Origin of the sequence: Thalassovita gelatinovora (assembly GCF_001458355.1) — a bacterium.
Taxonomy (GTDB): domain Bacteria; phylum Pseudomonadota; class Alphaproteobacteria; order Rhodobacterales; family Rhodobacteraceae; genus Thalassobius; species Thalassobius gelatinovorus.
The window spans coordinates 165262-187980 of record NZ_CYSA01000007.1 but is presented as its reverse complement, the minus strand read 5'-3'; the positions used below and the strand labels follow the sequence as shown (position 1 = coordinate 187980).

Sequence of the window (22719 nt, the reverse complement as noted above, 5' to 3'; positions counted from 1 at the left end):
TGACGCGGGTTACAAATCAAATGTCGCAAAAACCGGCGCGTGGTCGCTTGGCTTTTCCCATCCCCGTGCTGCGCGCAGCACCCGGCTGGAATGGGCAGCGTTCTGAATGTCCGGCGTGGCCCAGATGTGATCCAGACGGCGGCCCTTGTCGGCAACGTCCCAATCGCGAGCGCGGTAGGACCACCAGGAATAAAGCTTGCCCTTGGGGATGTCGTTGCGGGTCACGTCGGCCCATTTGCCCGCGTCCATCACGTCGTGCAGGTGATCGACCTCTACCGGGGTGTGGCTGACGATTTTCAGCAATTGCTTATGTGACCACACATCGTCTTCGCGCGGGGCAATGTTCAGATCCCCGACCAGAATCGCCTTTTCCGGCCGATCGCTGTGGAACCAGTCGCGCATCTCGGTCAGGTAATCCAGTTTCTGACCGAATTTTTCATTCACTTCGCGATCCGGCTTGTCGCCGCCCGCCGGGACATAGAAATTGTGGATGGTGACACCGTTTTCCAACCGCCCCGCCACGTGCCGGGCATGCCCCAAGGATGCGAAATCCTTGTCTCCGACATCCTCGATCGGCAGTTTCGACAGGATCGCCACGCCGTTATAGCCCTTCTGCCCGCGCGCCACCATGTGACCATAGCCCAGTTCGCGAAACGCCTCGGTCGGGATTTTGTCGACCGGGCTTTTGCATTCCTGAAGGCACAGGACATCCGGACCTTCCTCGGCCAGCAGCTTGCAAACGATAGGTTCGCGCAGGCGGACCGAATTGATGTTCCATGTGGCAAGAGTGAAGGACATTGCGGTCTCCGATCAGCGATATGCGGTGCAGGATGCCCGCAGCGTCCAACCGGGTGCAACCCGAAATACGACGCAACCGCGCGACAATTCGCTTGCCAAAGCCACCAATATGGGAAAACCATCTTTTTCCTCATGCGATTGGATGAAGTTGAAATGGTTGTCGTACTTGGGCGCCGTCCGGGGCACCCGTATCGCAAAGCCTATGACTGGTGGCCGCCGCCACGGTCCAGTGCTGCGCGTGACACCCCCTTTCAAATTCAATTTCATGGAGGCTCCCATGACGAACGCTCATCTGCGTCCCGACGCCCCAATGGTGCATGTCGATTGGCCTGACGGCACCAGCGGCGATTTCCCCTTCATCTGGCTGCGAGACAACGATCCGGCCGGATTTCACCCCGAAACACACGAACGGGTGGCCGATCTGACGGCGGTTTCCCTTGATATCCGGGTGACCAAGGTTCAAGCCGACGGCAATTTCCTGACTCTTTGGTGGCAGGACGGCGATACCCCCAGCAGGTTCGACCTGACTTGGCTGCGCGGGCACCTGCCCGGCCGCCGCGCCCACGATCCGGCCCGCACCGGCTTCGCCCCTTGGCGCGCCGATCTCGGCCGCGATCGGGTGCCGCGCATCCAAGCCGACGAAATCCTGTTGTCGGATGCCGCTTTGCAAGACTGGCTGATTCAGACCCAACGCCACGGTTTGTCAGTGGTCGCGGGGCTGCGCGCCGATCCCGAAGCGGGGATGGAAATCGCCCGCCGTATTGGGTTCCTGCGCGAAACCAATTTCGGCATCACCTTCGAAGTTAAATCCAAACCGAACCCGAACAATCTGGCCTATACGCCCATCGCGCTGCCATTGCATACCGATCTGACCAATCAGGAATTGCCGCCCGGCTTCCAGTTTCTGCATTGCCTCGCCAACGAGGCGACAGGCGGCGGATCGCTGTTCTGTGACGGCTATGCGGTGGCCGAAGATCTGCGCCAAAGCGACCCTGAAGCGTTCGAAATGCTCAGCACCGTGTCGATCCCGTTCCGGTTCCACGACGCGGTGACCGATATCCGCAACCGCAAGAAGGTGATCAATCTCGACGAAGACGGGCAGGTGATCGAAATTTGCTTCAACGCGCATCTGGCGGATTTCTTCGACTTGGCACCTGATTTGATGACGCCTTATTACCGTGCCTACCGGCAGGTCATGCAGATGACGCGCGATCCGTCCTATCTGGTCCGGTTCAAACTGACGGGGGGTGAAATGGTGGTGTTCGACAATCGCCGGGTGCTGCATGGGCGCGACGCCTTCGATCCGCAAACCGGGTTCCGGCATCTGCGCGGTTGCTATGTCGACCGTGGCGAATTCGAAAGCCGCATAAGGGTGTTGTCACGGTCACGCGACCCGCGCATCTGTTAAAAAAAACGCCCGGGCTTCAAGCCCGGGCAGTCCAACAGGGAGGTGCATAAGATGACCGCTTATGCGACGGTATACATATTAAGTAACTCGAACACGGCTCGGTTTCCTTGATCCTGATCAACTTTTACGCGACCAGCTTGTAGCCTCCGCTTTCGGTGATCAGGAGACGGGCATTGGACGGATCGGGTTCGATCTTCTGCCGCAGACGATAGATATGGGTTTCCAGCGTGTGGGTGGTCACCCCGGCATTATACCCCCAAACTTCGTGCAGCAGCACATCGCGCGGCACCACGCCTTCGGACGACCGGTAGAGGAATTTCAGGATATTGGTTTCCTTCTCGGTCAGGCGGATTTTCTTGTCCTCCTCGGTCACCAACATCTTCTGCGCCGGGCGGAACGAATACGGGCCCAACTGGAATACCGCGTCTTCGGATTGTTCATGCTGGCGCAACTGGGCGCGAATTCGCGCCAACAGAACCGGGAACCGGAACGGCTTGGTCACGTAATCATTGGCCCCCGAATCCAACCCCAGAATGGTATCGGCATCGGTGTCATGACCGGTCAGCATCAGCACCGGGCTTTTCACCCCCTGCTTGCGCATCAGCTTGCACAACTCGCGGCCATCGGTATCGGGCAATCCGACGTCAAGGATCAGCAGGTCGTAAATCCCTTCCTTGATCCGTTTCATCGCTTCGACGCCACTATCGGCTTCAAACACGTCGAAATCTTCGGTCATCACCAATTGTTCGCTCAACGCTTCGCGCAGATCGTCATCATCGTCGACCAGCAGAATTTTCTTGAGCTGTCCCATGGTCACGGCCTCCTTGCCTTTTGTTGATATAGACATGCGGTTGGATGACGACCCTGACAAGTTTTGCTTCAATTCGCTCACGCGGACGTGTTCTTTGCCCGGGAAATGTTTCAAATTCCAACAAAAAGGACTAAGTCACAGGCCTGAGTTTGAAGGAATCCGGCATGAGCTTTGCCCCTGACACCGTTGAAATCATCGCCCGTGCCCGCGCCGACCTGCGCATGGGGGTGCCGGTCGTGCTGGTCGGCAATGGCGCAGGGGCGCTGATCCTTGCCGCCGAAACGCTCGATGCGCAGCGGTTGGCCGATCTGCGTGCGCTGGGCGGGCAGCCGGTTCTGGCGATCACATCGCGCCGCGCCGAAACGCTCAAGGCGCGTGCCTATGACGGCGACCTGGCCCGGGTGGTCCTGCCCTCCGACGTGTCGATGGCATGGCTGCGCGGGGTTGCCGATCCCGCCGATGACCTGAAATCGCCGATGAAGGGACCGCTGCAGACCCTGCGCGACGGTGCCGCCGATCTGCACCGGGTTGCCATTGCGCTGACCAAATCGGCGCGGTTGTTGCCCGCTGCGCTGGTACTGCCGCTGACCGATCCTTACGTGTTTGCCGGTGAAAACGCGCTGACTGCGGTCAATACCGTTCTCGCTGCGCCGCTTCTGACCGCCTCACCGCATCCGCACCCGGTGGTCAGCGCCCGCTTGCCGGTCGAAGCGTCCGAAGCGGGACGGTTGCACATCTTCCGCCCCGAAGACGGCGGCGAAGAACATTACGCTTTCGAAATCGGCTCGCCGCCACGTGACAAACCGGTGTTGGCGCGACTGCATTCGGCCTGTTTCACCGGCGACGTGATGGGCAGCCTGAAATGCGATTGCGGCCCGCAATTGCGCGGCGCTCTGGCCCAGATGGGCACCGAAGGCGCCGGTGTTCTGCTCTATCTCAATCAAGAAGGCCGCGGTATCGGGCTGGCCAATAAAATGCGCGCCTATTCCTTGCAGGATCAGGGCTTCGACACGGTCGAAGCCAATCACCGGCTCGGTTTCGAAGATGATGAACGCGATTTCAAACTGGGGGCCAGCATCCTGAAATCGATGGGTTTCCACCAGATCCGGCTTTTGACCAACAACCCGCGTAAGATCGCGATGATGGAAAAGAACGGGATCGACGTGGTCGAACGGGTGCCGCTGAAAGTCGGTGAAACCCATCACAATCGCGGCTACCTGGCGACCAAGGCAGCGAAATCGGGGCACCTGCTGTGACCCCTGCCGATCTGGTACTGACCCGGCGCGGCCTGCGGTTTCAGGGCCGCTATTTCCCCTGCAGCATCGGCCGTGGCGGTTTGTCCGGCGACAAGCGCGAAGGCGACGGTGCCACGCCGATCGGTCGGCACCGCATCCTCGGCATGCTCTACCGCCCCGACCGGCTGCCGCAACCGGCCCCTTGGGCAATCCCGATCGGTCCGACTGACCTGTGGTCCGACGACGCGTCACAACCCGATTACAATCACCCGGTCCACACGCCTTACCGCCACAGTCACGAAAACCTGCGCCGCGCTGATCCTCTATACGACATCGTGCTGATCACCGATTGGAACTACCCGGACGCCACAGCGGGCAAAGGCTCGGCCATTTTCCTGCATCAATGGCGGCGGCCGCATTTCCCGACCGAAGGCTGCATCGCCTTTCGCCGCGATCACCTGATCCGCATCGCCCGCGCCATCGCGCCGGGCTGCCGCCTGATCATCCGCTGACCGCTTTCACTGTTCGGCAAAATACTTCCGGGGGGCGTCGCCCCCTAAGACGTGAACAGCCCGTGCAACATAGCGTCCAGCGCGGCACCGTCTTTCAGTTCCAACCGCACCGGCAGCGTCACCACTTTGGATCGGAAACTGTCCGGCAACCGCACCGCATCCTTCTCGGTCGTCACCATCTGCGCCCCGCGCAGCCGGGCCTCGGTTTCCAGCCGGGTCAGCAAGGCCGGGGTCAGTATCTGGTGATCGTCCAGCGCCTCGGCCCGCAGAACATCCGCGCCCAATTCCCGCAAGGTGCGGAAAAACTTCTCTGGATGGCCGATCCCGGCAAAGGCCAGAACCTCCATCCCCTGCCAATCGATCCCGGTCCGCAACGGTGCCAGATGCCCGGCCAGATGCGGCAGGGCGATCTGCCCGGCCCATTGCGCCGCAAACGCCGCTTGCGCATCATCCGCACCGATCGACAGTACTAAGTCGGCGCGGCGCAGCCCCGCCGCCACCGGCTCGCGCAGCGGTCCGGCTGGGAGGCAGCGGCCATTGCCGAACCCCTTGGCGGCATCGACCACGATGATCGACAGATCCTTGTGCAATCCAGGGTTCTGCAACCCGTCATCCATCACGATCACATCGGCACCCAGATCGCAGGCCAACCGCGCCCCGGCGGCGCGGTCGCGCGCCACCACCACCTTGGCAAAGGCCGCCAGCAGCAGCGGCTCATCCCCGACCCGGTCCGCCGTATCGGATGCAGGATCGACCGCGACCGGCCCGGTTTCGGACCCGCCATAGCCGCGCGACACCACCACCGGCATCTTGCCCATCGCGGTCAGACGTTCGATCACCGCGATTGCGGTCGGGGTCTTGCCGGTGCCGCCCGCATTCAGATTGCCGACGCAGATCACCGGCACTTTTGCCCTGTACGGATCGCCCCGGCGCAACCGCCGCGCCGTCGCAGCGGCATAAAGCCACCCCAAAGGTGCCAACAACCGGGCCCGGATCGCGGGTTTGTCGGGACCGGTGAACCAGAAACGCGGTGGTCGCATCACGACGCCTCCCGCTGGTCAAGTTCGTCCTGAATCATCTCGATCACCGCATCGGTCACTTCTGCGCCCAAGGAACTGACTTCCCATGCCGCATGGGCCATTGCGGCGGCCTGATCGGGGGCCGACAATTGCATCACTGCACCGGCCAGACTATCGGCATCGCGCACGATCCGCGCCGCTCCGGCGGTCGAAAACCGGCTGTAGCCGGACAGGTAGCGGCCCACATTCGGCCCGTAAAGAATGGCCGATCCCAACGCTGCCGGTTCATAGGGATCGCGGCCACCATACCCGGACAGCAATGAACTGCCCATGAAAGTGATCGGCGACAGCCGGTACCACAACCCCATTTCGCCACGGGTATCGGCCAGCAGGATCTGGGTGGTTTCTTCGGGATAATCGCCTTGCGACCATTCCGCGACGGTCCAGCCCTGATCGCGCAGTTGTCGGGCGATTTGCGGCCCTCGGGTTTCGTCATCTGGCACCAGGATCAGCAATTGCCGATGGGCAAATCGCATCGCCGATCGCTGCGCCTGCGCGACGATGCCGACTTCGCCAAACTGCACCATCGCGGCCAACCAGACCGGTCGCCCGGTCAACGTCGCCGCCAGCCGATCACGGGCAGCTTCGTCGCAATTCAACGCCGCGCGGCCTTCCTGTAGCGCTCCGATGCTCAATACGTCATCGCTGCTCAGCCCGATCCGGCGCAGCCGTTGCGCGGCGGCGGCATCGCTGGCCAGGATCTTGCGAAACCGGCGCAGAATGCCGCGGCTCATATCCGGCAGCCAGCGAAACCGCGCGTCTTCCAAAGCGGCGGTTTCGGCATCGACCAGATAGAGCGGCACATTGCTGCGCGCCGTCAGCTCGATCACCGCCGGGCGCAAATGGCCGCTGGTCCACAGGCACAGATCGGGTTTCCAATGGTCCAGAAACTGATGGATCGCTGCAACCGATTCTTCGGGAATCTGTTGCCAGATCACACGGCGTTTCAGATGGTCGGGGCGCGGCAGCCCCGGCGCGGTGGTCAACAGCAGCCTGATCCCTGGGCGCAGCAGTTCCAGCCGGTGAAACAGCTGCAAGATTGCCGCCGCTCTTGGCAAAGATGACACATGCGCCCAGACCAGTTCACCATCGGGCCGGTCGGTATCGAAATCGATCCGGTCGCGGGGCGCGCGCCGTGCAAGAGCCATATAGGCCACGAGGCTGAGAGAAGGCGCCATCGGGGTCGGGTCAGCCCAATTCTTCGGTCGGCGATACTTCCGCTTCTTCATCGCGCAGGCGATGGATATGGGCGATGTAATAGCGCGTATGAGCGTTGTCGACGGTCCGCTGCGCCTCGGATTTCCACGCGTCATAGGCGGTTTTGTAATCCGGGAACATGCCGACGATATGGATGTCGTCGACATCTTTGAAAACATTTTTGGACGGATCGACAAGTTCGCCGCCAAAGACGAGATGCAGGCGCTGGGTCATGGAAGTCTCCTGATAGGACGGGGTCAATCTAAGCGGTGACGCTTGATGCTGCAAGGCAGCGTTGGACCCAGGCGGCGGCGCAGGCCTCGCCAAGGTGGAAACGTACATCCGGTAAGTCGGATATATTCGACTATGGCCAGTGGGCCAAACGCCGGGATATGGCGTCATGCACCGCGCTCCCGGCCGCGATCACGCCCTTGACCTTGGGGTGGGGATTGTTGAACCGCAGCGCCGCGCCGCGCACATCCGACACCGTTGCACCGGCTTCGCGCAGGATCAGATCACCCGCCGCGATATCCCATTCCCAACTGTCGCGCAGGGTCATCATCGCGTCATAGCGCCCTTCGGCAACAAGGCTCAAACGATAGGCCAATGACGGGCGGTAGGACCGCTTCACATCCGGCACCTGCTGACCTTTCCAATTGGTCGGCGTGTAGTTGGGTTTGGCCGCCAGAACCGATGCCCCGGTCAGATCCTGCCGCGTTGACACCCTGATCGGCTGCCCGTTCAGAAACGCGCCCTGTCCCGCTGCGGCGGTATAAAGCTTGTCCTTCATTGGCAGATAGATCGCAGCGGCCGTCACTACACCGTTATCGGCAATCGCCAGCGAATGCGCCCATGTCGATGCCCCTTCGATAAAGCTGCGGGTTCCGTCCAGAGGATCGATGATGAAAACCCGCGGCCGGGTCAGCCGATGCGCTGTGTCTTCGTCTTCTTCCGACAGCCAGCCATAGGATGGCCGCGCCCCGATCAACCGCGCATGCAAGGCGCTGTTCACCGCCAGATCGGCTTCGGTCACGGGTCCCTGATCGCCGGGTTTGTTCCACGCCTGTGCTGTCGGACCGCTGAAACTGCGGGCGATGTCCCCGGCTTCGCGGGCGGCTTCGATCAACAGGTCAAGATCAGTCGCCGGCAAGGGTCAGCCCCTTGACCAGAAGCGAAGGAACCACGCGGGACAGATAAGGGCGGGCATCATTGGCAGGCTGAACCGATTTCAACATGCTGCGCAGATTGCCCGCGATGGTGCATTCGTTGACCGGGTATTGCGCTTCGCCGTTTTCGACCCAGAATCCGGCCGCCCCGCGCGAATAATCGCCGGTATTGGGGTTGATCGTCGATCCGATCATCGAGGTGACCAACAACCCGGTGCCCATGTCCCGCAACAGTTCGGCCCGGGTCTTGTCGCCTTGGGTCAGCGCCATGTTCCATGTCGCGGGCGAAGGCGGTGCCGACGTGCCGCGTGCCGCGTTGCCGGTCGATTGCAGCCCCAGCTTGCGCGCGGTCGCCAGATCCAGCGTCCAGCCGGTCAGCATCCCGTCGCTGACAACGGCGCGGCGCTGTGTCGGCAATCCTTCGGCATCGAACGGGCGCGACCCGGTGGCGCGCGGGCGCAACGGGTCTTCGATCAGGTCGAACCCCTTGGGCAGAACCTGTTCCCCCATCGCATCCCGCAACCAAGACGACCCGCGCGCGATGGCGCTGCCATTTATCGCGGCCAACAGATGCCCGATCAGCGACGCGGCGATACGTTCGTCGAACAACACCGGGTAACTGCCGGTCTTGGGCTTGCGCGGGTTCATCCGTTCGATCGTGCGCCGCGCTGCGGTTTCACCGATGTCTTCAGGGCTGCGCAGGTCGGATTGGAAAATGCGCATATCGCCGTCGTAATCACGCTCCATCTCGGTCCCGGTGCCGGCGATGGCAACGCAGCTGGTGGAACGATCGGTGCGGGCATAACCGCCGGAAAACCCGTTGCTTGCGGCCAGGTGAATCCTTCGACGGCCATAGGCGGCACTGGCCGATTGCACCTGACTTACGCCCTCGATCGCCAAAGCAGCCGCTTCGGCGCGGCAGGCATCGTCCTGCAACACCGCCGGGTCGGGTTCTGCTGTCGGATCGGCCATTTCCAGCGCGTCCATGTCCCAATCCCGTGCCAATTGGCTGGGATCGGCCAGACCGATATAGGGGTCTTCGGGGGCTTCCTTGGCCATCGCGACCGCGCGTTCGGCCATCATCGCCAAAGTTTCCGGCCGGGTGTCCGATGACGACACATTGGCCTGCCGCTGTCCGATCAGAACCCGCAATCCGATATCGGTGCCTTCGGACCGGTCGGCCTGTTCCAGCGCGCCGCCACGCACGTCAATGGAAACCGACGTGTCGGTCACCGCGATGGCATCGGCGGCCTCTGCCCCGGCCTTGCGCGCGGCATCAAGAAGGGCATGGGTCAGCTGGTCCAGGTCTTGGGTCATGGGTTCAATCGCATCTCAAAGGGTCCACGTCAGGTAAACCGCCACGGCCCCCGGTGCAAGTTCCCGGCACAAAAAGGGCTACGGACATTTGCCCGTAGCCCAAAATCACGTCGTTCTGGCGGGATTATTTCAACCGTTGACCATTGGCCATAACATGGCCCTGATCGTTGACTTCGATGGTTGATTTCAGGCTGTCCGGCCCGTCCCCCGGCACCGCGAACATGCCGATCATCATCCGTGTCCCCATCGCCTGATCCTCGGGGATGAACCCCATCGCCACCAGCTTGTCCAGCAACGCATTGCCGCCCGACAGCGCCAGGTTCAGCACCCCTTCGGGGCGCGGCATGCCGTCAAAGGATTCCAGATCGCTATTGTCGAAGGTGAACGCGCCCTTGCCGGTCAATTCGGCCCCCACCGCGCGCACGGTCAGATCCTTGACTTCAAGCGCATGCAATTCGCCCGGGGCTGCCTCGCCGATCGTTTCCATTTCCGCCGGGTCGAAGATATTGGTCAGCATCTTGGCCTTGCCAGCCATGTCGATGGCGATGGTCGCCGGATCGCGCGGCAATTGACCGGCGGGGTCGAACATGCCCCAGATCATGTCGGAAATGGTGAAATCGCCCAGCGTCACCGAGAACCGGAAATCCTGTGGGTCTTCGGTCTTGGCGGCGGGCATATCCATTGCAAAACCGGCTTTTTCCATCGCCCATTCGACCGGGAACGGCAGATCGGGCACCTGCATGGTCATCTGTGCGCCGGTGGATTCGAACGAATAGCCAAGCGTGTCGGCATTCATCTGAACCGCGAACTGGCCGCTTTTCGAACTGCCATTGCCGCTGGCGCTGTCGCCATCGCCGGAGAAGGCGAATTCGGATTGCCCACCCTGATAGGTGAACGTGCCATCGGCCGAAAACCCGGCGGCAAGCGCTGCGGCCATATCCTGAAAATCCACGCCTTCCGGCATCGCGGCCGCGAAATTGGAACTCAGCCCGTTCATCTGACCCTTCAGCATCACCTTGTCGGCGGCATTGTCCGGGTTGGCCATGTCGATCACGTAAAACAGGCTCTCGGCGCGGAAATCCTGTTTGCGGGTCTTGATATCGGTGCCGCCGGTGGAGGAATTGCCGCTGATATTGGTCAGGCTGAAACTGGCGTCACCCATATCGACGGTATTCCCGCCTTCCATCACATCTGCCAAGGCTAATCCCATCGATGCGGCGGAAAAGGTCGTGGTCATGCTTTCAGGCGTGCCCGATACCACCATGGTCAAACCTGTGGTGGTGTAATTCACCTTGATATCGACCGGGTTTTCATTCTTTGCTTCGACATGCATATCGATCGGCATGATCGCGGGGAACTGAACCGAAACGGTGCCATCGCCATTATCACGGAATTTCAACCCGGACAGCATCACGTCAACCGTGCCTTCGTCTTCGGGCAGGGTGATGTTCATCTTCAGATCGGAAATTTCCAAATCGCCGCCCGACATGGTTTCCTGCGCGGAAATATCGTACCCGTACCCGGACAGTTGTGATTTCCAGTCCCCCCAGACATCGGTCGGTTTAACGTCGGCCCAAGCCGCAGAGGCAGACAGAAGTATCGCCGCCATCAGCGGCGTTTTAAAAGCTATCGTATTTTTCATGAAAGAACCTTCCTCCGAAAATTTTGCCGTTAGCTTCTGCTTTTGAATTGTCAGGGTCAAGGGCATACGGGCTGGACCCGGCGGAACGCGCGGTTTACCTCTAACCGCAACCGAGGAGATAGCGACATGACAGAAATAAACGGTCAAACAGTGCTGATCACTGGCGCCAGCCGCGGCATCGGCGCAGCTGCGGCGCGGGAATTTGCCGCCGCCGGGGCGAACGTGGTCCTGATGGCCCGTTCGGCCGGTGCCATCGAAGACATCGCGGCGGAAATCGGCGGCCTTGCAGTCACCGGCGATGTCGCCACCTATGGCGATATGGACCACGCCGTCGCGGCTGCGGTGGATCGCTTTGGCGGTCTCGATATCCTGATCAACAATGCCGGGGTGATCGAACCCGTGGCTTCGGTCCTTGATGCCGATCCCGACGGCTGGGCCACTGCCATCGACATCAACCTCAAGGGCGTTTTCAACGGCATCCGCGCGGCGCTGCCGGGGATGGTGGCCACGGGGGCGGGCACCATTATCACCATCAGTTCCGGCGCGGCGCATAGCCCGCTGGAAGGCTGGAGCCATTATTGCAGTTCCAAGGCCGGAGCGGCGATGCTGACCCGCTGCACCGATCTGGAATGCCGCGACAAGGGCATCCGGGTCATGGGCCTTTCGCCGGGCACGGTGGCAACCCAAATGCAGCGCGAAATCAAGGCCAGCGGCGTCAACCCGGTTTCGAACCTGAACTGGGAAGACCACGTACCCCCTGAATGGCCCGCCAAATGCCTGTTGTGGATGTGCGGACCCGCTGGGGACGGACTGCGCGGTCAGGAAGTGTCGCTGCGGGATGAAGACGTGCGCAAACAAGTGGGGCTGACATGATTGAACTGGAACAGGATAACGGGCTGTGGATCGTCACGATCAACCGCCCTGACAAGGCCAATTCGCTGACCGGCGACATGCTGGAACGGCTGTGTGAAATCGCCGAATCCGCGCAAGAAGCCCGGGGTCTGATCCTGACCGGTGCGGGCAAGGTGTTCAGCGCCGGGGCTGATCTGGACGCAGCAAAGGCCGGGCTGGCCACTTCGCCGCTATGGGAACGTCTGTCGGGGGCCATCGCCGCTTTGCCGGGGCTGACCATCGCGGCGCTGAACGGCACTTTGGCGGGTGGGGCCAACGGCATGGCGCTGGCTTGCGATTTGCGGCTGGCGGTGCCGGGAGCCAAGGTGTTTTATCCGGTGATGAAGCTGGGTTATCTGCCGCAACCGTCCGATCCGAAACGAATGACGGCGCTGATCGGTCCGGCCCGGACCAAGCTGATCCTGATGGGGGGTCAGAAAATCACCGCTCAGGATGCCTTTGCGTTCGGTCTGGTCGACCGGTTGGTCGAAGGCGATGTCGTCGCCGCGGCCAGGGAAATCGCCGCCGATACACTGGCCGCACGTCCCGATATCGCGGTCGGGATCAAGGATATGTGCCGCTGACCGGCGCGTTGCGCAAACACCAAAGTCGCAAGATGAAATAATTACGGCGGCATGTTTCCATGCCGCCGTATGTTTTTCGCTGATCGGGCCGCAAAAGCGGCCCAACCGATTACTCCAACAGGTTGTGGGTGACCCCATCCAGCACCAGATTGATGCTGTCTTGCCCGCCGCCATCGACCAGCGCCCACATGATCTGCCCGGTCGGGCGATAGATCACAAAGGCTTCCTGGACACCGGCAACACCGGCATTGGCGGTTTCGGCCAGATTGATCTGGAACTGACCGGCCGAAGCTCCGGCTTGGCCAAAGACCAGAACATCGCCATCCGTCGCCGAATAATCCTGAATCCAGTCAGAACCATGATCTGCAATCCCCAGATGGAAGAACCGATCACCGCCAGCGCCGCCATTGACCCGGTCATAACCAAAGCCACCATTGATGAAATCATTGCCGTCGCCGCCAAAGATCAGGTCCGACCAGGCCTGCCCGGTCAGTTCATCGTCGCCGGTACCGCCGATCACCGTATCGACACCGAAACCACCGATAATCGTGTCGTTTCCGTCATCGCCGCGCAATTCGTCATTGCCAAACCCGCCGTCGATATAATCGTTGCCATCGCCGCCGAATATGACGTCGCGCAGATCGGCTTCGGTTGCGCCGCCGGTAATGCTGTCATTGCCGCCGTTGCCGCTCAGCGTGTCAGGGCCGTCCAGCCCGGAAATGGTGTCATCTCCGTCCGCGCCGATCAACCTGTCTGCACCGGGCGTTCCGGTCAGGGTCAGGTTGTTGGTGGCGACCGTATCCGTGGCCGCACTTGTCACCATTTCGTTGGTGCCCTGACCGTCGGTATAGCTGACCATCAACGATACCGCCGTCCCGATATCCGCGCTGGTAAGCTCATAGCTCGCGGATGTTGCGCCGGTGATCGCCGTGCCATCACGCAGCCATTGGAACGAAAGTGTGCCCAACCCATCGGCATCGGCCAGGGTGGAGGTGTCCGACGTAAGCGTCTGACCGCTTTCCGCCGTACCCGAAATGGTCACGGCCCCGGTGGGGGCGTCATTGACGTTAGACACCGCTGTGGTGGGATCGCTGGCGATACTCTCGTCGGTGTCGAAACTGTCGGTATAGCTGACACGGACCGAAATCTGTTCACCAACATCCTCTTGCGTCAGCCCATAAGTTCCCCCGGTCGCGCCGGCAATATCGGCCCCGCCGCGCATCCATTGGTACGAAAACGGCCCAAGACCGTCCGCATCAGCCACGCTGCTTGCGTCGGCTGTCAGGGTCGACCCCTGCGCGGCGGTTCCGCTGATCCCCACGTCGCCGGTTGGGGCGGTGTTGCGCGGCACACCTGTCATCGTCAGGGTTGATCCGTCACCAAGGTTGACCACCCGGTCGCCGGACCCGTTCGCCGTATAGGTCACAGCAGCCTGATCCGTCGCGCTGAGATTTGAGAAATCCAGCGTGTCTTCGGTCCCGTCAAAGTCGGTAACCGTGTCGTTGCCCATACCGTTTTCGATGATGATGGTATCGGCTCCGGAGCCGCCGGTCAGTTGGTCGTTTCCGGCACCCCCTTGCAGGGTATCATCGCCATCCCGACCGTTCAGGGTGTCGACGTTGTCGCCACCTGCCAGCATGTTATCTGCGCTGTCACCCAGCAGAACATCCGATTGCGCCGACCCGACCAGGTTCTCAACCGCGGTAAAGGTCGCCCCGGTTGCCGCCCCGGAATTCTGGGTCGCGTCTTCCAGATCGATCGTCACGAAAGAACCGGTTTCGTAGGAAACGGTATCATTCCCATCACCGCCATCGACCGTATCCGCACCGCCCAGAGGGCTGATCATGTCGTCCCCGGCAAGACCCATGATCATGTTGTCCGAACTGTTACCGGTAAGAGTATCATTGAACGCGGACCCCATCAGGTTTTCGATGCTGGAATACGTATCCCCGCGCGCTTCACCCGAATTGCTCGAACTGTCGGTCAGGCTTGCCGCCACACCCGCCGCCGCGATCGAATAATCGGCCGTGTCGGATCCGGACCCGCCGGACATGTTGTCTTCACCGGCGCCGCTGCGCAGCGTGTCATCGCCGGTATTGCCGATCAGGGTGTTGTTCCCGCCTCCCGCTTGCAGCAGGTTGTCGCCCCCATCGCCGACCAATGTGTCGTTAAAGTCCGACCCGATCAGCCCTTCGATGCTGCTATAGGTGTCGCCGGCGGCTTCGCCGGTATTGGTGGCCGAATTCGACAGGTCTGCCCGGACACCGGTGGTGGCATCGGCATAGCTTGCCGCGTCAGTGGCCAACCCGCCTTCAAGCCGGTCAGCACCCAGACCGCCGTTCAAAATGTCGTCTTCGTTTTCACCGCGCAAGGTGTCGTCGCCATCCCGCCCGATCAGGGTGTCATTGCCATCGAACCCGGAGATCTCGTTCGCTGTAGAGGTTCCGCTCAACAGATCGTCTTCGCTGCCTCCGATCAGGTTTTCGATGCTGGAATAGCTGTCGCCTGCGGCGGCTCCGCTGTTGCTGGAAGCGTCTGCAAGGTCTGCAACGACGTTTGTCACCGCATCGCGATAGCTGGCCGCATCGCTCCCGGCACCACCGATCAGATCATCGGCCCCTTCACCGCCGGAAAGTTCGTCGTTGCCATCGCCCCCCACAAGGGTGTCATCCCCGGCTTCGCCGAACAGGGTGTCGTTGCCATCGTCGCCGTCCAGATTGTCGTTACCGCCATAGCCGTTCAAGATATTGGCGCTGTTGTTGCCGGCAATCTCATCCGCGAAATTGGACCCGATCACGTTCAGAATTGACGTGTAAGTGTCGCCAACCGCGTCGCCGGTGTTTTCACCGGTGGACCCCAGATTAACGATCAATCCCGAAGCCGAGCTTCGGTAGGACGCATAAGACGTGCCGCCGGTGCCAATCAAGGCGTCCGCCCCTGCGCCACCGTCCAGTTCATTGATACCGCTATGGCCTTCAAGCCGGTCATCGCCTTCATCGCCAAACAGCGAATCGTCGCCAGCATCGCCAAACAGCGTGTCGTTATCCGCGCCGCCATGCAGGATATCGTCGTCTTTTTCGCCGTGGATTTCGTCTTCGCCTTCGTCGCCGTTCAGGCGGTCAATGCCCATCAGGCCGAAAATCGTATCATTGCCGCCGCCGCCCGAAATGACATCATTGCGTGCGGTGCCGTTGATCGTGTTCGGATTGGCGTTGCCGGTCAGAACATCGCCTTCAAGGTCGTCGATCTGTAGCTGCCCATCGATCACCCGGAACTGCCAGACCCCCGCAACGCCGGTATTGCCTTCCAGCGTTTCCATGTCAGCGGCAAGCCCCAGTTCGTCCGCAACCGTCCCGCCGCGCAGGAACACCCGTGGCCCACCATCGGCGACAGCGCCCAGTTGGAAACTGTCGAGCCGCGAATTCCCCATATCGGAGAATCGATAGATGATTTCCGCATCCCCATTGCCAAGATCCATGATCTCAAGCTGGAATGTGTTCGGGGCCGTGACATCATTGCTGTAAATGCCGACCCCATCCCAGGTCGCAACGATGGAATCGCGTTCCTCGTTGATGTTGAAATAGATCCCCGGCGTTGCCCCCGGCGGCAGGGTGCGATTGTCCAGATCGTCATAGAACGGTGCGATGATGTAATCGGTGTTTTCGAACGTCCCGGCAAAATTGATCGTTTGGTTGATGAAGGAAACGCCGCCATTCGTGCTTAGGAACAGTTCGTTGAATACCCTGTTCCCAAACGAAAATCCGTCTTCGAAGATGGCGGAAATTTCAAACCGTTCGGAATTGTCGTCACCCTGAGCGATCAAGGTGCTTTCACCGCCTTGGTCAATCACGGTTTGCCCATAGGGCAAAAGGGTGTTGTCGGTAACGGATGTATAAAGGGTTGGATCGGCCATTTTAGTGCTCCAAAATTATGAGATTTAAAAATCCGTGAGACGGTTCACGGTAAGATGAAAAAATGACCCGTCTGACGGTTCACTATCTAAATTCAAAAAGGGTTCGCGATAGGGTTCGCTAAACATAGTATGCGATCATGTTAGCAAACTTTTCCGCATCGGGCGCGAAAATTATTTAGCGTCCAACCCCTCCCCCCATCACGGGCGGTGGTCGGAAACCTGATCAACACCGCATGACTTTGGCCGGGCCGGTGTTTTTATTGGCTATGGCCGAAACGCACGGTTTGAGACCGAAACGGAATTCTTGGAAGGGTCTTTTGCGTTGGCGAAACAGTATCCATCTGCCTGATGGATCTTTCCGAATTCAAGACCGCGATCTTTGGCAAGATCACAGAAGGCTTCTACGTCCGAAACGTCGAAAACAAGCTTCACCAGCGACTGCCCCTCTTTCTGACCCTTCGACGCGAGATGCAAAAGCAAAGGGATACCCGAATTTTTCGGTCTCAGTTCGACGATACGATCACCTTCACGCCGGACGGCTTCATACCCGAAATAGCGACAATAGAAGTCGACCATTGCTTCGATCTTCTTGGTGTAGATGATCACGCGTCCTAAGGATGGGGTCATTTCGGGGCCTCAAACACGGGGGGGTAATACGACCCTAGCATCCATGCCCTCGGATTGGCAGCTTGTGTCGGCAAAACCCACCAAAACGCTGAGGAGACCCCCCTTCGGTTTCCTGGTCGGCTTGATCTGATCCACAAAAACACGGCTTTGGCGGGGATGTTCCCGATAGATCGGGTGTTCGCCGGCCTAGGGGCTTGTTCTTGTTCCAAAGGCGCGGCAAGACAGTGACTGGATTCCGGTTAGCGGGCTTTTCAAGGGGACGGCTATGAAATTTGATCTGCAAAACCAGCCGGACATCGTGCAGCAGGTGGCCGGATATGCCTTGCAGGGCTGGGATCTGGTCCAATCCTGGGCGCAAAGCCCCGAAGCCTGGTCGCAATTCGCGCTGTTGCTGCTGGCTTGGTTCATCGCGTTCTTTGCCACAAAAAAAATCCGGCCGCTGTTGCAAAACCTGCTGACACCGGAACCGGGCAATGAAGGCCTGTTTGCCAAGACCCGGCTGTTTGTCCGCCAATTCCTGCCGCTGTTGCTGCCCGTGCTGGCCTATGTCCTGACCGGGATCGGCGAAAGCGTGGTGCGTTCGATCTTCGATTCCGGCGCAGTGATCGCGTTCGGAAAACGGATCTTCCTGTTCATCGCGGCGCGGGCATTGGTGCGCGACATCATCGGGGATTCGTTTTTCAAACTGCTGGGCAAATATATCCTGCTGCCGATTGCCGGGCTATATACGCTGGGGCTGTTGGCACCGGCGGCACAAAAGCTGGATCAAGCCGTGGTGCCGCTTGGCAACCTGTCCTTTTCCCTGCTCGATCTGGCCCGGTTCATCATGATCGGCGGGATTGTTTTCTGGCTTGGCCGCTGGTCGAACGATCAATCTGCCAGCCTGATCCGCAAACAGGACGACATGCGCCCGGCGGCCCGGCAGCTGGCCGAAAAAGCCGCTGAAATCGCCATTTTCGGTGTCGCCTTTCTGGTCTTCATGAACATCATGGGCATCCCGCTGACCTCGCTTGCGGTGCTGACCGGGGCGATCGGTGTCGGCTTGGGCTTCGGGTTGCAGAAAATCGCCTCGAACTTCATATCTGGGGTGATCCTGCTGCTCGAAGGTCAGGCCACTGTCGGCGATTATGTCGAACTCGATGGTGGTGAAGCGGGCACCATCGTCAAGATGACCGCGCGGGCGGCGATTCTGGAAACTTTTGATGGCCGCTGGATCGTGGTGCCGAACGAAGATTTCATCATCACCCGGGTGGTGAATTATTCCGATAGCGGATCGGCCAACCGCTATGAAGCGGCGTTTTCGGTCAGCTATGACACCGATATCAATCTGGTGCCGGGGATCATCGAAGCGGCGGTGAATAAACTGCCTTTCGTGCTCAGCGAACCTGATACCTCCGATTGCGAATTGCGCGGTTTCGGCGATAGCGGCGTCGATTTCGCGGTGGAATTCTGGGTCGAAGGCATCGATGACGGCCATAACAAATACACCTCGCATGTGCTGTTTGCGATCTGGAACGCGCTGAAAGAACACGACATCGAAATTCCTTACCCGCACCGTGTGGTCGAACTGAAGGGCGCGACCCTGACCCCCGATCAGGGCTGATTGGTCATGGTGGAACGGCTTTCGGCGCTGGTGATCGGGGCGGGCCCTGCCGGGTTGATGGCCGCGCAGGAACTGGGCCGGGCAGGCGTCTCCGTCGTCGTGACAGATGCCAAGCCGTCTGTGGCGCGCAAATTGCTGATGGCGGGCAAATCGGGGCTGAACCTGACCAAGGACGAAGGCTTCGATGACTTCCTGCACGCCTATGGCGATGCCGCGCCGGTCCTGCGGCCCATGTTGCGGCAATTCGGCCCCGATCAGGTTCAGGATTGGGCCAAAGCGCTGGGCCAGGATCTGTTCACCGGATCGTCGGGCCGGGTGTTTCCCAAAGCGATGAAAGCCTCGCCCTTGCTGCGCGCCTGGCTGGGCGATCTGGCGCGGTTGGGGGTCGAAATCAGGCCGCGCTGGCGCTGGGTCGGATGGAACGGCACCTTTGGCTTCGACACACCGGATGGGCGGCGGGATCTGCACCCCGATATCTGCGTGCTGGCCTGTGGCGGCGCCAGCTGGGCACGGCTGGGATCGGACGGCGCTTGGGCCGGTCTGTTCGGCCCCGGTGACCTGTCGCCGTTTCGGCCCGCAAACATGGGTTTCATCGTCGATTGGTCGGATCACATGCGACCGCATTTCGGCCAGCCGCTGAAAAACATTGCCCTGCACGCGGGCGACCGCGCGGTCCGGGCCGAATGCGTGATTTCAAAACGCGGGCTGGAAGGGGGCGGCATTTATGCGGTATCGCGCGACCTGCGCAACGGCGCGGCGCTGTATCTTGATCTGCTGCCCGACCTGACGGTCGAAGATATTCGCACCCGGCTGACCCGCACCGACCCGAAACAAAGCGTGAAAAACCGTCTGCGCAAGGCGCTGAAACTGGACCCGGCGAAGCTGGCCCTGATCATGGAATGCGCCCGACCCTTGCCCGCCGATATCGCCCCGGTGCTGAAACATCTGCCGGTGCCGCTGGTCGGCCCGCGCCCGATCGACGAAGCGATTTCAACCGCTGGCGGGTTGCGGTTCGACGCGCTGGACGCGGGCTTGATGCTGAAAACGCATCCCGGCACCTTCGCCGCTGGTGAAATGCTCGATTGGGAGGCCCCGACAGGCGGTTATCTGCTGACCGGCTGCCTTGCGACCGGCCGCTGGGCCGGCCGCGCCGCAGCGGAATACCTGCAACAGCGATCAGCCTCGACACCCCGGTAGATGGGGTCTGTTGCATTAATTTGATTTGGCCGAATTTGGGCGACTGAGGTGCTTTCTCAAGCGGCATTCAGGAACAGATCAGCCACGAACGCGATCTCATTCAAAACGCCGGGCCCGTTGAGTGCGAAATGTGTGGCTTAAACTGCCAAAAGCGTACACCCATCATGTTTTTCCCTGCTTTTATTCTGGAGATTCATATTCCAGATACGGCTTGCGCGAGCGCGTGTTGGCCAGCTTTATAGCAGCCTCGATGCAGTCTATGACGGGAATCGAATATTTTTCACTTAACCGTTTGGCCTGTCCTGCCAACCCCCCTGATCCCAGAATCACAGCGGCCACATCGGTATCCGCACAGAGTTCCGCCATCGTTGCATCTAGGCGCGCGAGCGTGCCCATATCCGCCGCAGCGGCTGAGGACACGCCGACGCCAGCAGCTTTGACCGTGCATTCTTCTAGCGCTCCAAGTCGTTCAAGACACGTCAAAATGCCAGGAACCATGTCTTGTACCGTGGTCAAAATTGCATAGCGTGATCCATAGCTGCGCGCCACACTCACCGAGGCTTCGACTGCGTCGATGACGGGCGCATTGACCAGGTTTCGCGCTCCTGCAACGCCGATGTCATCAAAACATGCCATCACATACGCATCATAGTCTGAATGTTGACGAACGAGATCAATCACCAAAGGCTCCGCAATCTCACGGTCTTTTTTGCACTCGATCGCACGAGGCCCCGTAGCGGGGTTAATGACGAGGGACTGGCAATCGCGATCAAGAATGCGAGAGGCGATCTTGCTGATCCCGGCTGTGATCTCCGCGTTGGTATTGGGGTTCACGACGAGGATACGTCGCGAACCGGAAGACTTGTTTTCCATGATCATCTCAGCGTCCTGCCACAGCATTGGGGAGGAACAGCGCGATATCAGGGAACGCGATCAAAAGCGCGGCAAACACAATCATGATGATAACAAATGGAACCGAACCCCAAATCACATCATTGAAATTGCCACCACCTTTGCGCACGCCTTGCACGACAAACAGGTTCATACCCACCGGCGGCGTGATCAGGCCGATTTCGCACATGACGACCACGAACACACCGAACCAAACGGGATCAATCCCGATCGCTGCGATCATGGGGACGGCAATCGGCACGGTCAGGACCAACATCGACATCGCGTCCATGAACATGCCCAACACCACATAGAACAAAACAAACAAGAGCAGTAGGGTGGTCTTGCTCAAGCCCAACTCAGTCACCCAGCGCGTGATTGCCTGGGTGCCGCCGGTCATCGACAAGGTCACATTCAGCAAAAGCGCGCAAACGATCACCAAGATCACCATGCCGGATGTCCGCGCCGATTGAATGAAACAGGTTTCCAGCATGCTCCATTTCAAACGCCCGTTTTTCCAGACGAAAAAGAAGGCCGCCATGACACCCAAAGCCGCACTTTCGGTCGGCGTGGCAAGCCCTCCATAGATCGAGCCCATGACAATACCGAAAATGACCGCAGGAGGGATGAGATGGCGTAGCAGACGCCGCTTTTCTGCGGCAGGGATCGCGATTGCCTCTGCGTCACGCCCCGCATCGGGATAACGCGCAGCGACATAGGCCATAAAGAGCAAGGTCAGAATAAGCCCAGGCAAGACCCCTGCGATAAACAGCTGCCCGACCGAGACATTGGCAAGCGAGCCATAGACCAGAAGGTTCACCGACGGAGGAATGAGGATGCCCAATGTTCCACCAGCCGCCAAAGTTCCCAGCGAGGGGCGCACCGGATAGTTGCGTTCCCCCAATGCAGGGAGTGCGATTGTTCCAACCGTTGCAGCTGTGGCAACGGATGATCCCGAGGTTGCGGAAAACAACGCACAGGTGCCGATATTGGTATGCAGCAAGCCCCCCGGCAATTTGCCCAGCCACACGGCCAAGGCATCGAACATCTTGTCCGCAATGCCGCCACGCAACAGCAATTCACCCAACAGCATGAACAGCGGGATCGCAGTCATCACGGGATTGTTCAGCGTCCCCCAGACGACACCGCCCATGGTTTCGACCAACGGCATGCCATAGGCCAGATATCCGCCGATGCCACCGACTGTCAGGATCGCCACAGCGACCGGCATCGACAGGAACATCAGAACAAGCATCGCGACAAAGCCGATGCAAATAACATAAATGCTCATGTGCGGGCCTCCAGATCAGACACTTCAGCAGCCAGTTCGTCTTCGACCTCGTCGGGACCGAACGATGTCAGGATCGCGTCGGTGTCGCCCCGAATGGCGAAAAGAACGACCCGCACCGCCAACCAGACCGCCGGCACAGCAAAGACCAGCATCCCGATCAGCCAAACCGTTTGCGGCCAAATCAAGGGGGTCATCCAAGGCGTTTGAGCGACGGACCCGAACAACCGTGTCTCGCCCACCGTGCGAAATGTGAAAAACAAAAGATAAAGGGACAAAACGGCCAGAAGACTTGCGGCGGCGACATTCAACGTCGCCTGTATCCCGCGCGGAAGGCGCATGTAGAGCAGGTTGATACGAATATGACTTTGTTCAATGGCAGCAATGGCAAAACACAAAGGCGCGCCAATCGCGATGGCATAGCCAGACAGTTCATCGACGCCTTCAAGAGAATAATTGAAAACTTTACGAAGGATTGTCTCGATCGAGATGACGACGCAGAGCGCCGTCATCATCAGACCGAAAACCACGGCGCACAGGCGCATATAGGTCTTCATTGC

General features: G+C 60.0%; 20 protein-coding genes. 7 read left to right on the top strand and 13 right to left on the bottom strand.

Annotation, left to right across the window (positions count from 1 at the left end):
* Positions 1–9: 9 nt before the first annotated feature.
* Positions 10–798, bottom strand: a complete 789-nt coding sequence (locus TG4357_RS03380) for an exodeoxyribonuclease III (RefSeq protein ID WP_058261456.1) — start codon at positions 796–798, stop codon at positions 10–12.
* 277 nt (positions 799–1075) lie between these two features.
* Between TG4357_RS03380 and TG4357_RS03375 the strand changes: the two genes are divergently transcribed.
* On the top strand, positions 1076–2206 hold the full coding sequence (locus tag TG4357_RS03375; RefSeq protein ID WP_058261543.1) for a TauD/TfdA family dioxygenase: 1131 nt from the start codon (positions 1076–1078) through the stop codon (positions 2204–2206).
* A 124-nt stretch (positions 2207–2330) separates the two neighbouring features.
* On the opposite strand, the gene TG4357_RS03370 is transcribed toward TG4357_RS03375, so the two are convergent.
* Complete coding sequence (locus tag TG4357_RS03370) at positions 2331–3017, bottom strand: response regulator transcription factor (protein WP_058261455.1); 687 nt, start codon at positions 3015–3017, stop codon at positions 2331–2333.
* A 164-nt stretch (positions 3018–3181) separates the two neighbouring features.
* On the opposite strand from TG4357_RS03370, the gene ribA reads away from it, so the two are divergent.
* Both ribA and TG4357_RS03360 read left to right on the top strand, forming a co-directional pair.
* A complete protein-coding gene (ribA, locus tag TG4357_RS03365; RefSeq protein WP_058261454.1) occupies positions 3182–4273 on the top strand; it encodes a GTP cyclohydrolase II in 1092 nt (363 codons plus the stop codon).
* Positions 4270–4764, top strand: coding sequence for a L,D-transpeptidase family protein (locus TG4357_RS03360; protein ID WP_058261453.1), 495 nt, complete (start codon positions 4270–4272; stop codon positions 4762–4764). Before ribA ends, TG4357_RS03360 begins: the two co-directional genes overlap by 4 nt.
* 44 nt (positions 4765–4808) lie before the next feature.
* Here TG4357_RS03360 and lpxK read toward each other — a convergent pair whose 3' ends face one another.
* The 6 genes from lpxK to TG4357_RS03330 form a co-directional block, all read right to left on the bottom strand.
* Positions 4809–5804, bottom strand: coding sequence for a tetraacyldisaccharide 4'-kinase (lpxK, locus tag TG4357_RS03355; RefSeq protein WP_058261452.1), 996 nt, complete (start codon positions 5802–5804; stop codon positions 4809–4811).
* Positions 5804–7021 (bottom strand): 3-deoxy-D-manno-octulosonic acid transferase, encoded by a 1218-nt coding sequence (locus tag TG4357_RS03350; protein WP_058261451.1) that lies wholly within the window; start codon positions 7019–7021, stop codon positions 5804–5806. Before TG4357_RS03350 ends, lpxK begins: the two co-directional genes overlap by 1 nt.
* A 10-nt stretch (positions 7022–7031) precedes the next feature.
* Complete coding sequence (locus TG4357_RS03345; protein ID WP_058261450.1) at positions 7032–7274, bottom strand: DUF4170 domain-containing protein; 243 nt, start codon at positions 7272–7274, stop codon at positions 7032–7034.
* A gap of 130 nt (positions 7275–7404) precedes the next feature.
* On the bottom strand, positions 7405–8190 hold the full coding sequence (locus TG4357_RS03340) for an inositol monophosphatase family protein (RefSeq protein ID WP_058261449.1): 786 nt from the start codon (positions 8188–8190) through the stop codon (positions 7405–7407).
* Entirely contained in the window at positions 8177–9523 is a 1347-nt protein-coding gene (locus tag TG4357_RS03335; protein ID WP_058261448.1) for a TldD/PmbA family protein, read from the bottom strand. The genes TG4357_RS03340 and TG4357_RS03335 overlap by 14 nt, the downstream gene beginning before the upstream one ends.
* A 124-nt stretch (positions 9524–9647) precedes the next feature.
* Positions 9648–11165, bottom strand: coding sequence for a DUF2125 domain-containing protein (locus tag TG4357_RS03330; protein ID WP_058261447.1), 1518 nt, complete (start codon positions 11163–11165; stop codon positions 9648–9650).
* A 126-nt stretch (positions 11166–11291) separates the two neighbouring features.
* Here TG4357_RS03330 and TG4357_RS03325 point away from each other — a divergent pair, with 126 nt between their 5' ends.
* Complete coding sequence (locus TG4357_RS03325) at positions 11292–12038, top strand: SDR family oxidoreductase (protein WP_058261446.1); 747 nt, start codon at positions 11292–11294, stop codon at positions 12036–12038.
* Positions 12035–12640 (top strand): enoyl-CoA hydratase/isomerase family protein, encoded by a 606-nt coding sequence (locus TG4357_RS03320; protein WP_058261445.1) that lies wholly within the window; start codon positions 12035–12037, stop codon positions 12638–12640. The genes TG4357_RS03325 and TG4357_RS03320 overlap by 4 nt, the downstream gene beginning before the upstream one ends.
* A gap of 109 nt (positions 12641–12749) precedes the next feature.
* Here the strand turns inward: TG4357_RS03320 and TG4357_RS03315 are convergent, their stop codons facing one another.
* Complete coding sequence (locus TG4357_RS03315; RefSeq protein ID WP_058261444.1) at positions 12750–16553, bottom strand: nidogen-like domain-containing protein; 3804 nt, start codon at positions 16551–16553, stop codon at positions 12750–12752.
* A gap of 264 nt (positions 16554–16817) precedes the next feature.
* Positions 16818–17180: a VOC family protein gene (locus TG4357_RS03310; protein WP_058261443.1), complete on the bottom strand. Its 363-nt coding sequence runs from the start codon at positions 17178–17180 to the stop codon at positions 16818–16820.
* Between the two features lie 265 nt (positions 17181–17445).
* On the opposite strand from TG4357_RS03310, the gene TG4357_RS03305 reads away from it, so the two are divergent.
* Both TG4357_RS03305 and TG4357_RS03300 read left to right on the top strand, forming a co-directional pair.
* The gene (locus TG4357_RS03305; RefSeq protein WP_058261442.1) at positions 17446–18783 is read left to right on the top strand and encodes a mechanosensitive ion channel family protein; all 1338 of its coding nucleotides are present in this window, start codon (positions 17446–17448) and stop codon (positions 18781–18783) included.
* Between the two features lie 6 nt (positions 18784–18789).
* Positions 18790–19980, top strand: a complete 1191-nt coding sequence (locus TG4357_RS03300) for a TIGR03862 family flavoprotein (protein WP_058261441.1) — start codon at positions 18790–18792, stop codon at positions 19978–19980.
* 180 nt (positions 19981–20160) lie between these two features.
* On the opposite strand, the gene TG4357_RS03295 is transcribed toward TG4357_RS03300, so the two are convergent.
* Genes TG4357_RS03295 through TG4357_RS03285 form a run of 3 tightly spaced genes read right to left on the bottom strand, consistent with a single transcriptional unit; the run spans position 20161 to position 22716 of the window.
* Positions 20161–20859, bottom strand: a complete 699-nt coding sequence (locus TG4357_RS03295; protein ID WP_074646979.1) for an aspartate/glutamate racemase family protein — start codon at positions 20857–20859, stop codon at positions 20161–20163.
* Position 20860: 1 nt separating this feature from the next.
* Positions 20861–22162: a TRAP transporter large permease gene (locus TG4357_RS03290; protein WP_058261439.1), complete on the bottom strand. Its 1302-nt coding sequence runs from the start codon at positions 22160–22162 to the stop codon at positions 20861–20863.
* Entirely contained in the window at positions 22159–22716 is a 558-nt protein-coding gene (locus TG4357_RS03285; protein ID WP_058261438.1) for a TRAP transporter small permease subunit, read from the bottom strand. The genes TG4357_RS03290 and TG4357_RS03285 overlap by 4 nt, the downstream gene beginning before the upstream one ends.
* Positions 22717–22719 lie beyond the last annotated feature (3 nt).

Coding starts and splice junctions, on each gene's coding strand:
- TG4357_RS03380 (WP_058261456.1), bottom strand. CDS start 798: ATGTCCTTCACTCTTGCCACATGGAACATCAATTCGGTCCGCCTGCGC.
- TG4357_RS03375 (WP_058261543.1), top strand. CDS start 1,076: ATGACGAACGCTCATCTGCGTCCCGACGCCCCAATGGTGCATGTCGAT.
- TG4357_RS03370 (WP_058261455.1), bottom strand. CDS start 3,017: ATGGGACAGCTCAAGAAAATTCTGCTGGTCGACGATGATGACGATCTG.
- ribA (WP_058261454.1), top strand. CDS start 3,182: ATGAGCTTTGCCCCTGACACCGTTGAAATCATCGCCCGTGCCCGCGCC.
- lpxK (WP_058261452.1), bottom strand. CDS start 5,804: ATGCGACCACCGCGTTTCTGGTTCACCGGTCCCGACAAACCCGCGATC.
- TG4357_RS03350 (WP_058261451.1), bottom strand. CDS start 7,021: ATGGCGCCTTCTCTCAGCCTCGTGGCCTATATGGCTCTTGCACGGCGC.
- TG4357_RS03345 (WP_058261450.1), bottom strand. CDS start 7,274: ATGACCCAGCGCCTGCATCTCGTCTTTGGCGGCGAACTTGTCGATCCG.
- TG4357_RS03335 (WP_058261448.1), bottom strand. CDS start 9,523: ATGACCCAAGACCTGGACCAGCTGACCCATGCCCTTCTTGATGCCGCG.
- TG4357_RS03330 (WP_058261447.1), bottom strand. CDS start 11,165: ATGAAAAATACGATAGCTTTTAAAACGCCGCTGATGGCGGCGATACTT.
- TG4357_RS03325 (WP_058261446.1), top strand. CDS start 11,292: ATGACAGAAATAAACGGTCAAACAGTGCTGATCACTGGCGCCAGCCGC.
- TG4357_RS03320 (WP_058261445.1), top strand. CDS start 12,035: ATGATTGAACTGGAACAGGATAACGGGCTGTGGATCGTCACGATCAAC.
- TG4357_RS03315 (WP_058261444.1), bottom strand. CDS start 16,553: ATGGCCGATCCAACCCTTTATACATCCGTTACCGACAACACCCTTTTG.
- TG4357_RS03310 (WP_058261443.1), bottom strand. CDS start 17,180: ATGACCCCATCCTTAGGACGCGTGATCATCTACACCAAGAAGATCGAA.
- TG4357_RS03305 (WP_058261442.1), top strand. CDS start 17,446: ATGAAATTTGATCTGCAAAACCAGCCGGACATCGTGCAGCAGGTGGCC.
- TG4357_RS03300 (WP_058261441.1), top strand. CDS start 18,790: ATGGTGGAACGGCTTTCGGCGCTGGTGATCGGGGCGGGCCCTGCCGGG.
- TG4357_RS03295 (WP_074646979.1), bottom strand. CDS start 20,859: ATGATCATGGAAAACAAGTCTTCCGGTTCGCGACGTATCCTCGTCGTG.
- TG4357_RS03290 (WP_058261439.1), bottom strand. CDS start 22,162: ATGAGCATTTATGTTATTTGCATCGGCTTTGTCGCGATGCTTGTTCTG.
- TG4357_RS03285 (WP_058261438.1), bottom strand. CDS start 22,716: ATGAAGACCTATATGCGCCTGTGCGCCGTGGTTTTCGGTCTGATGATG.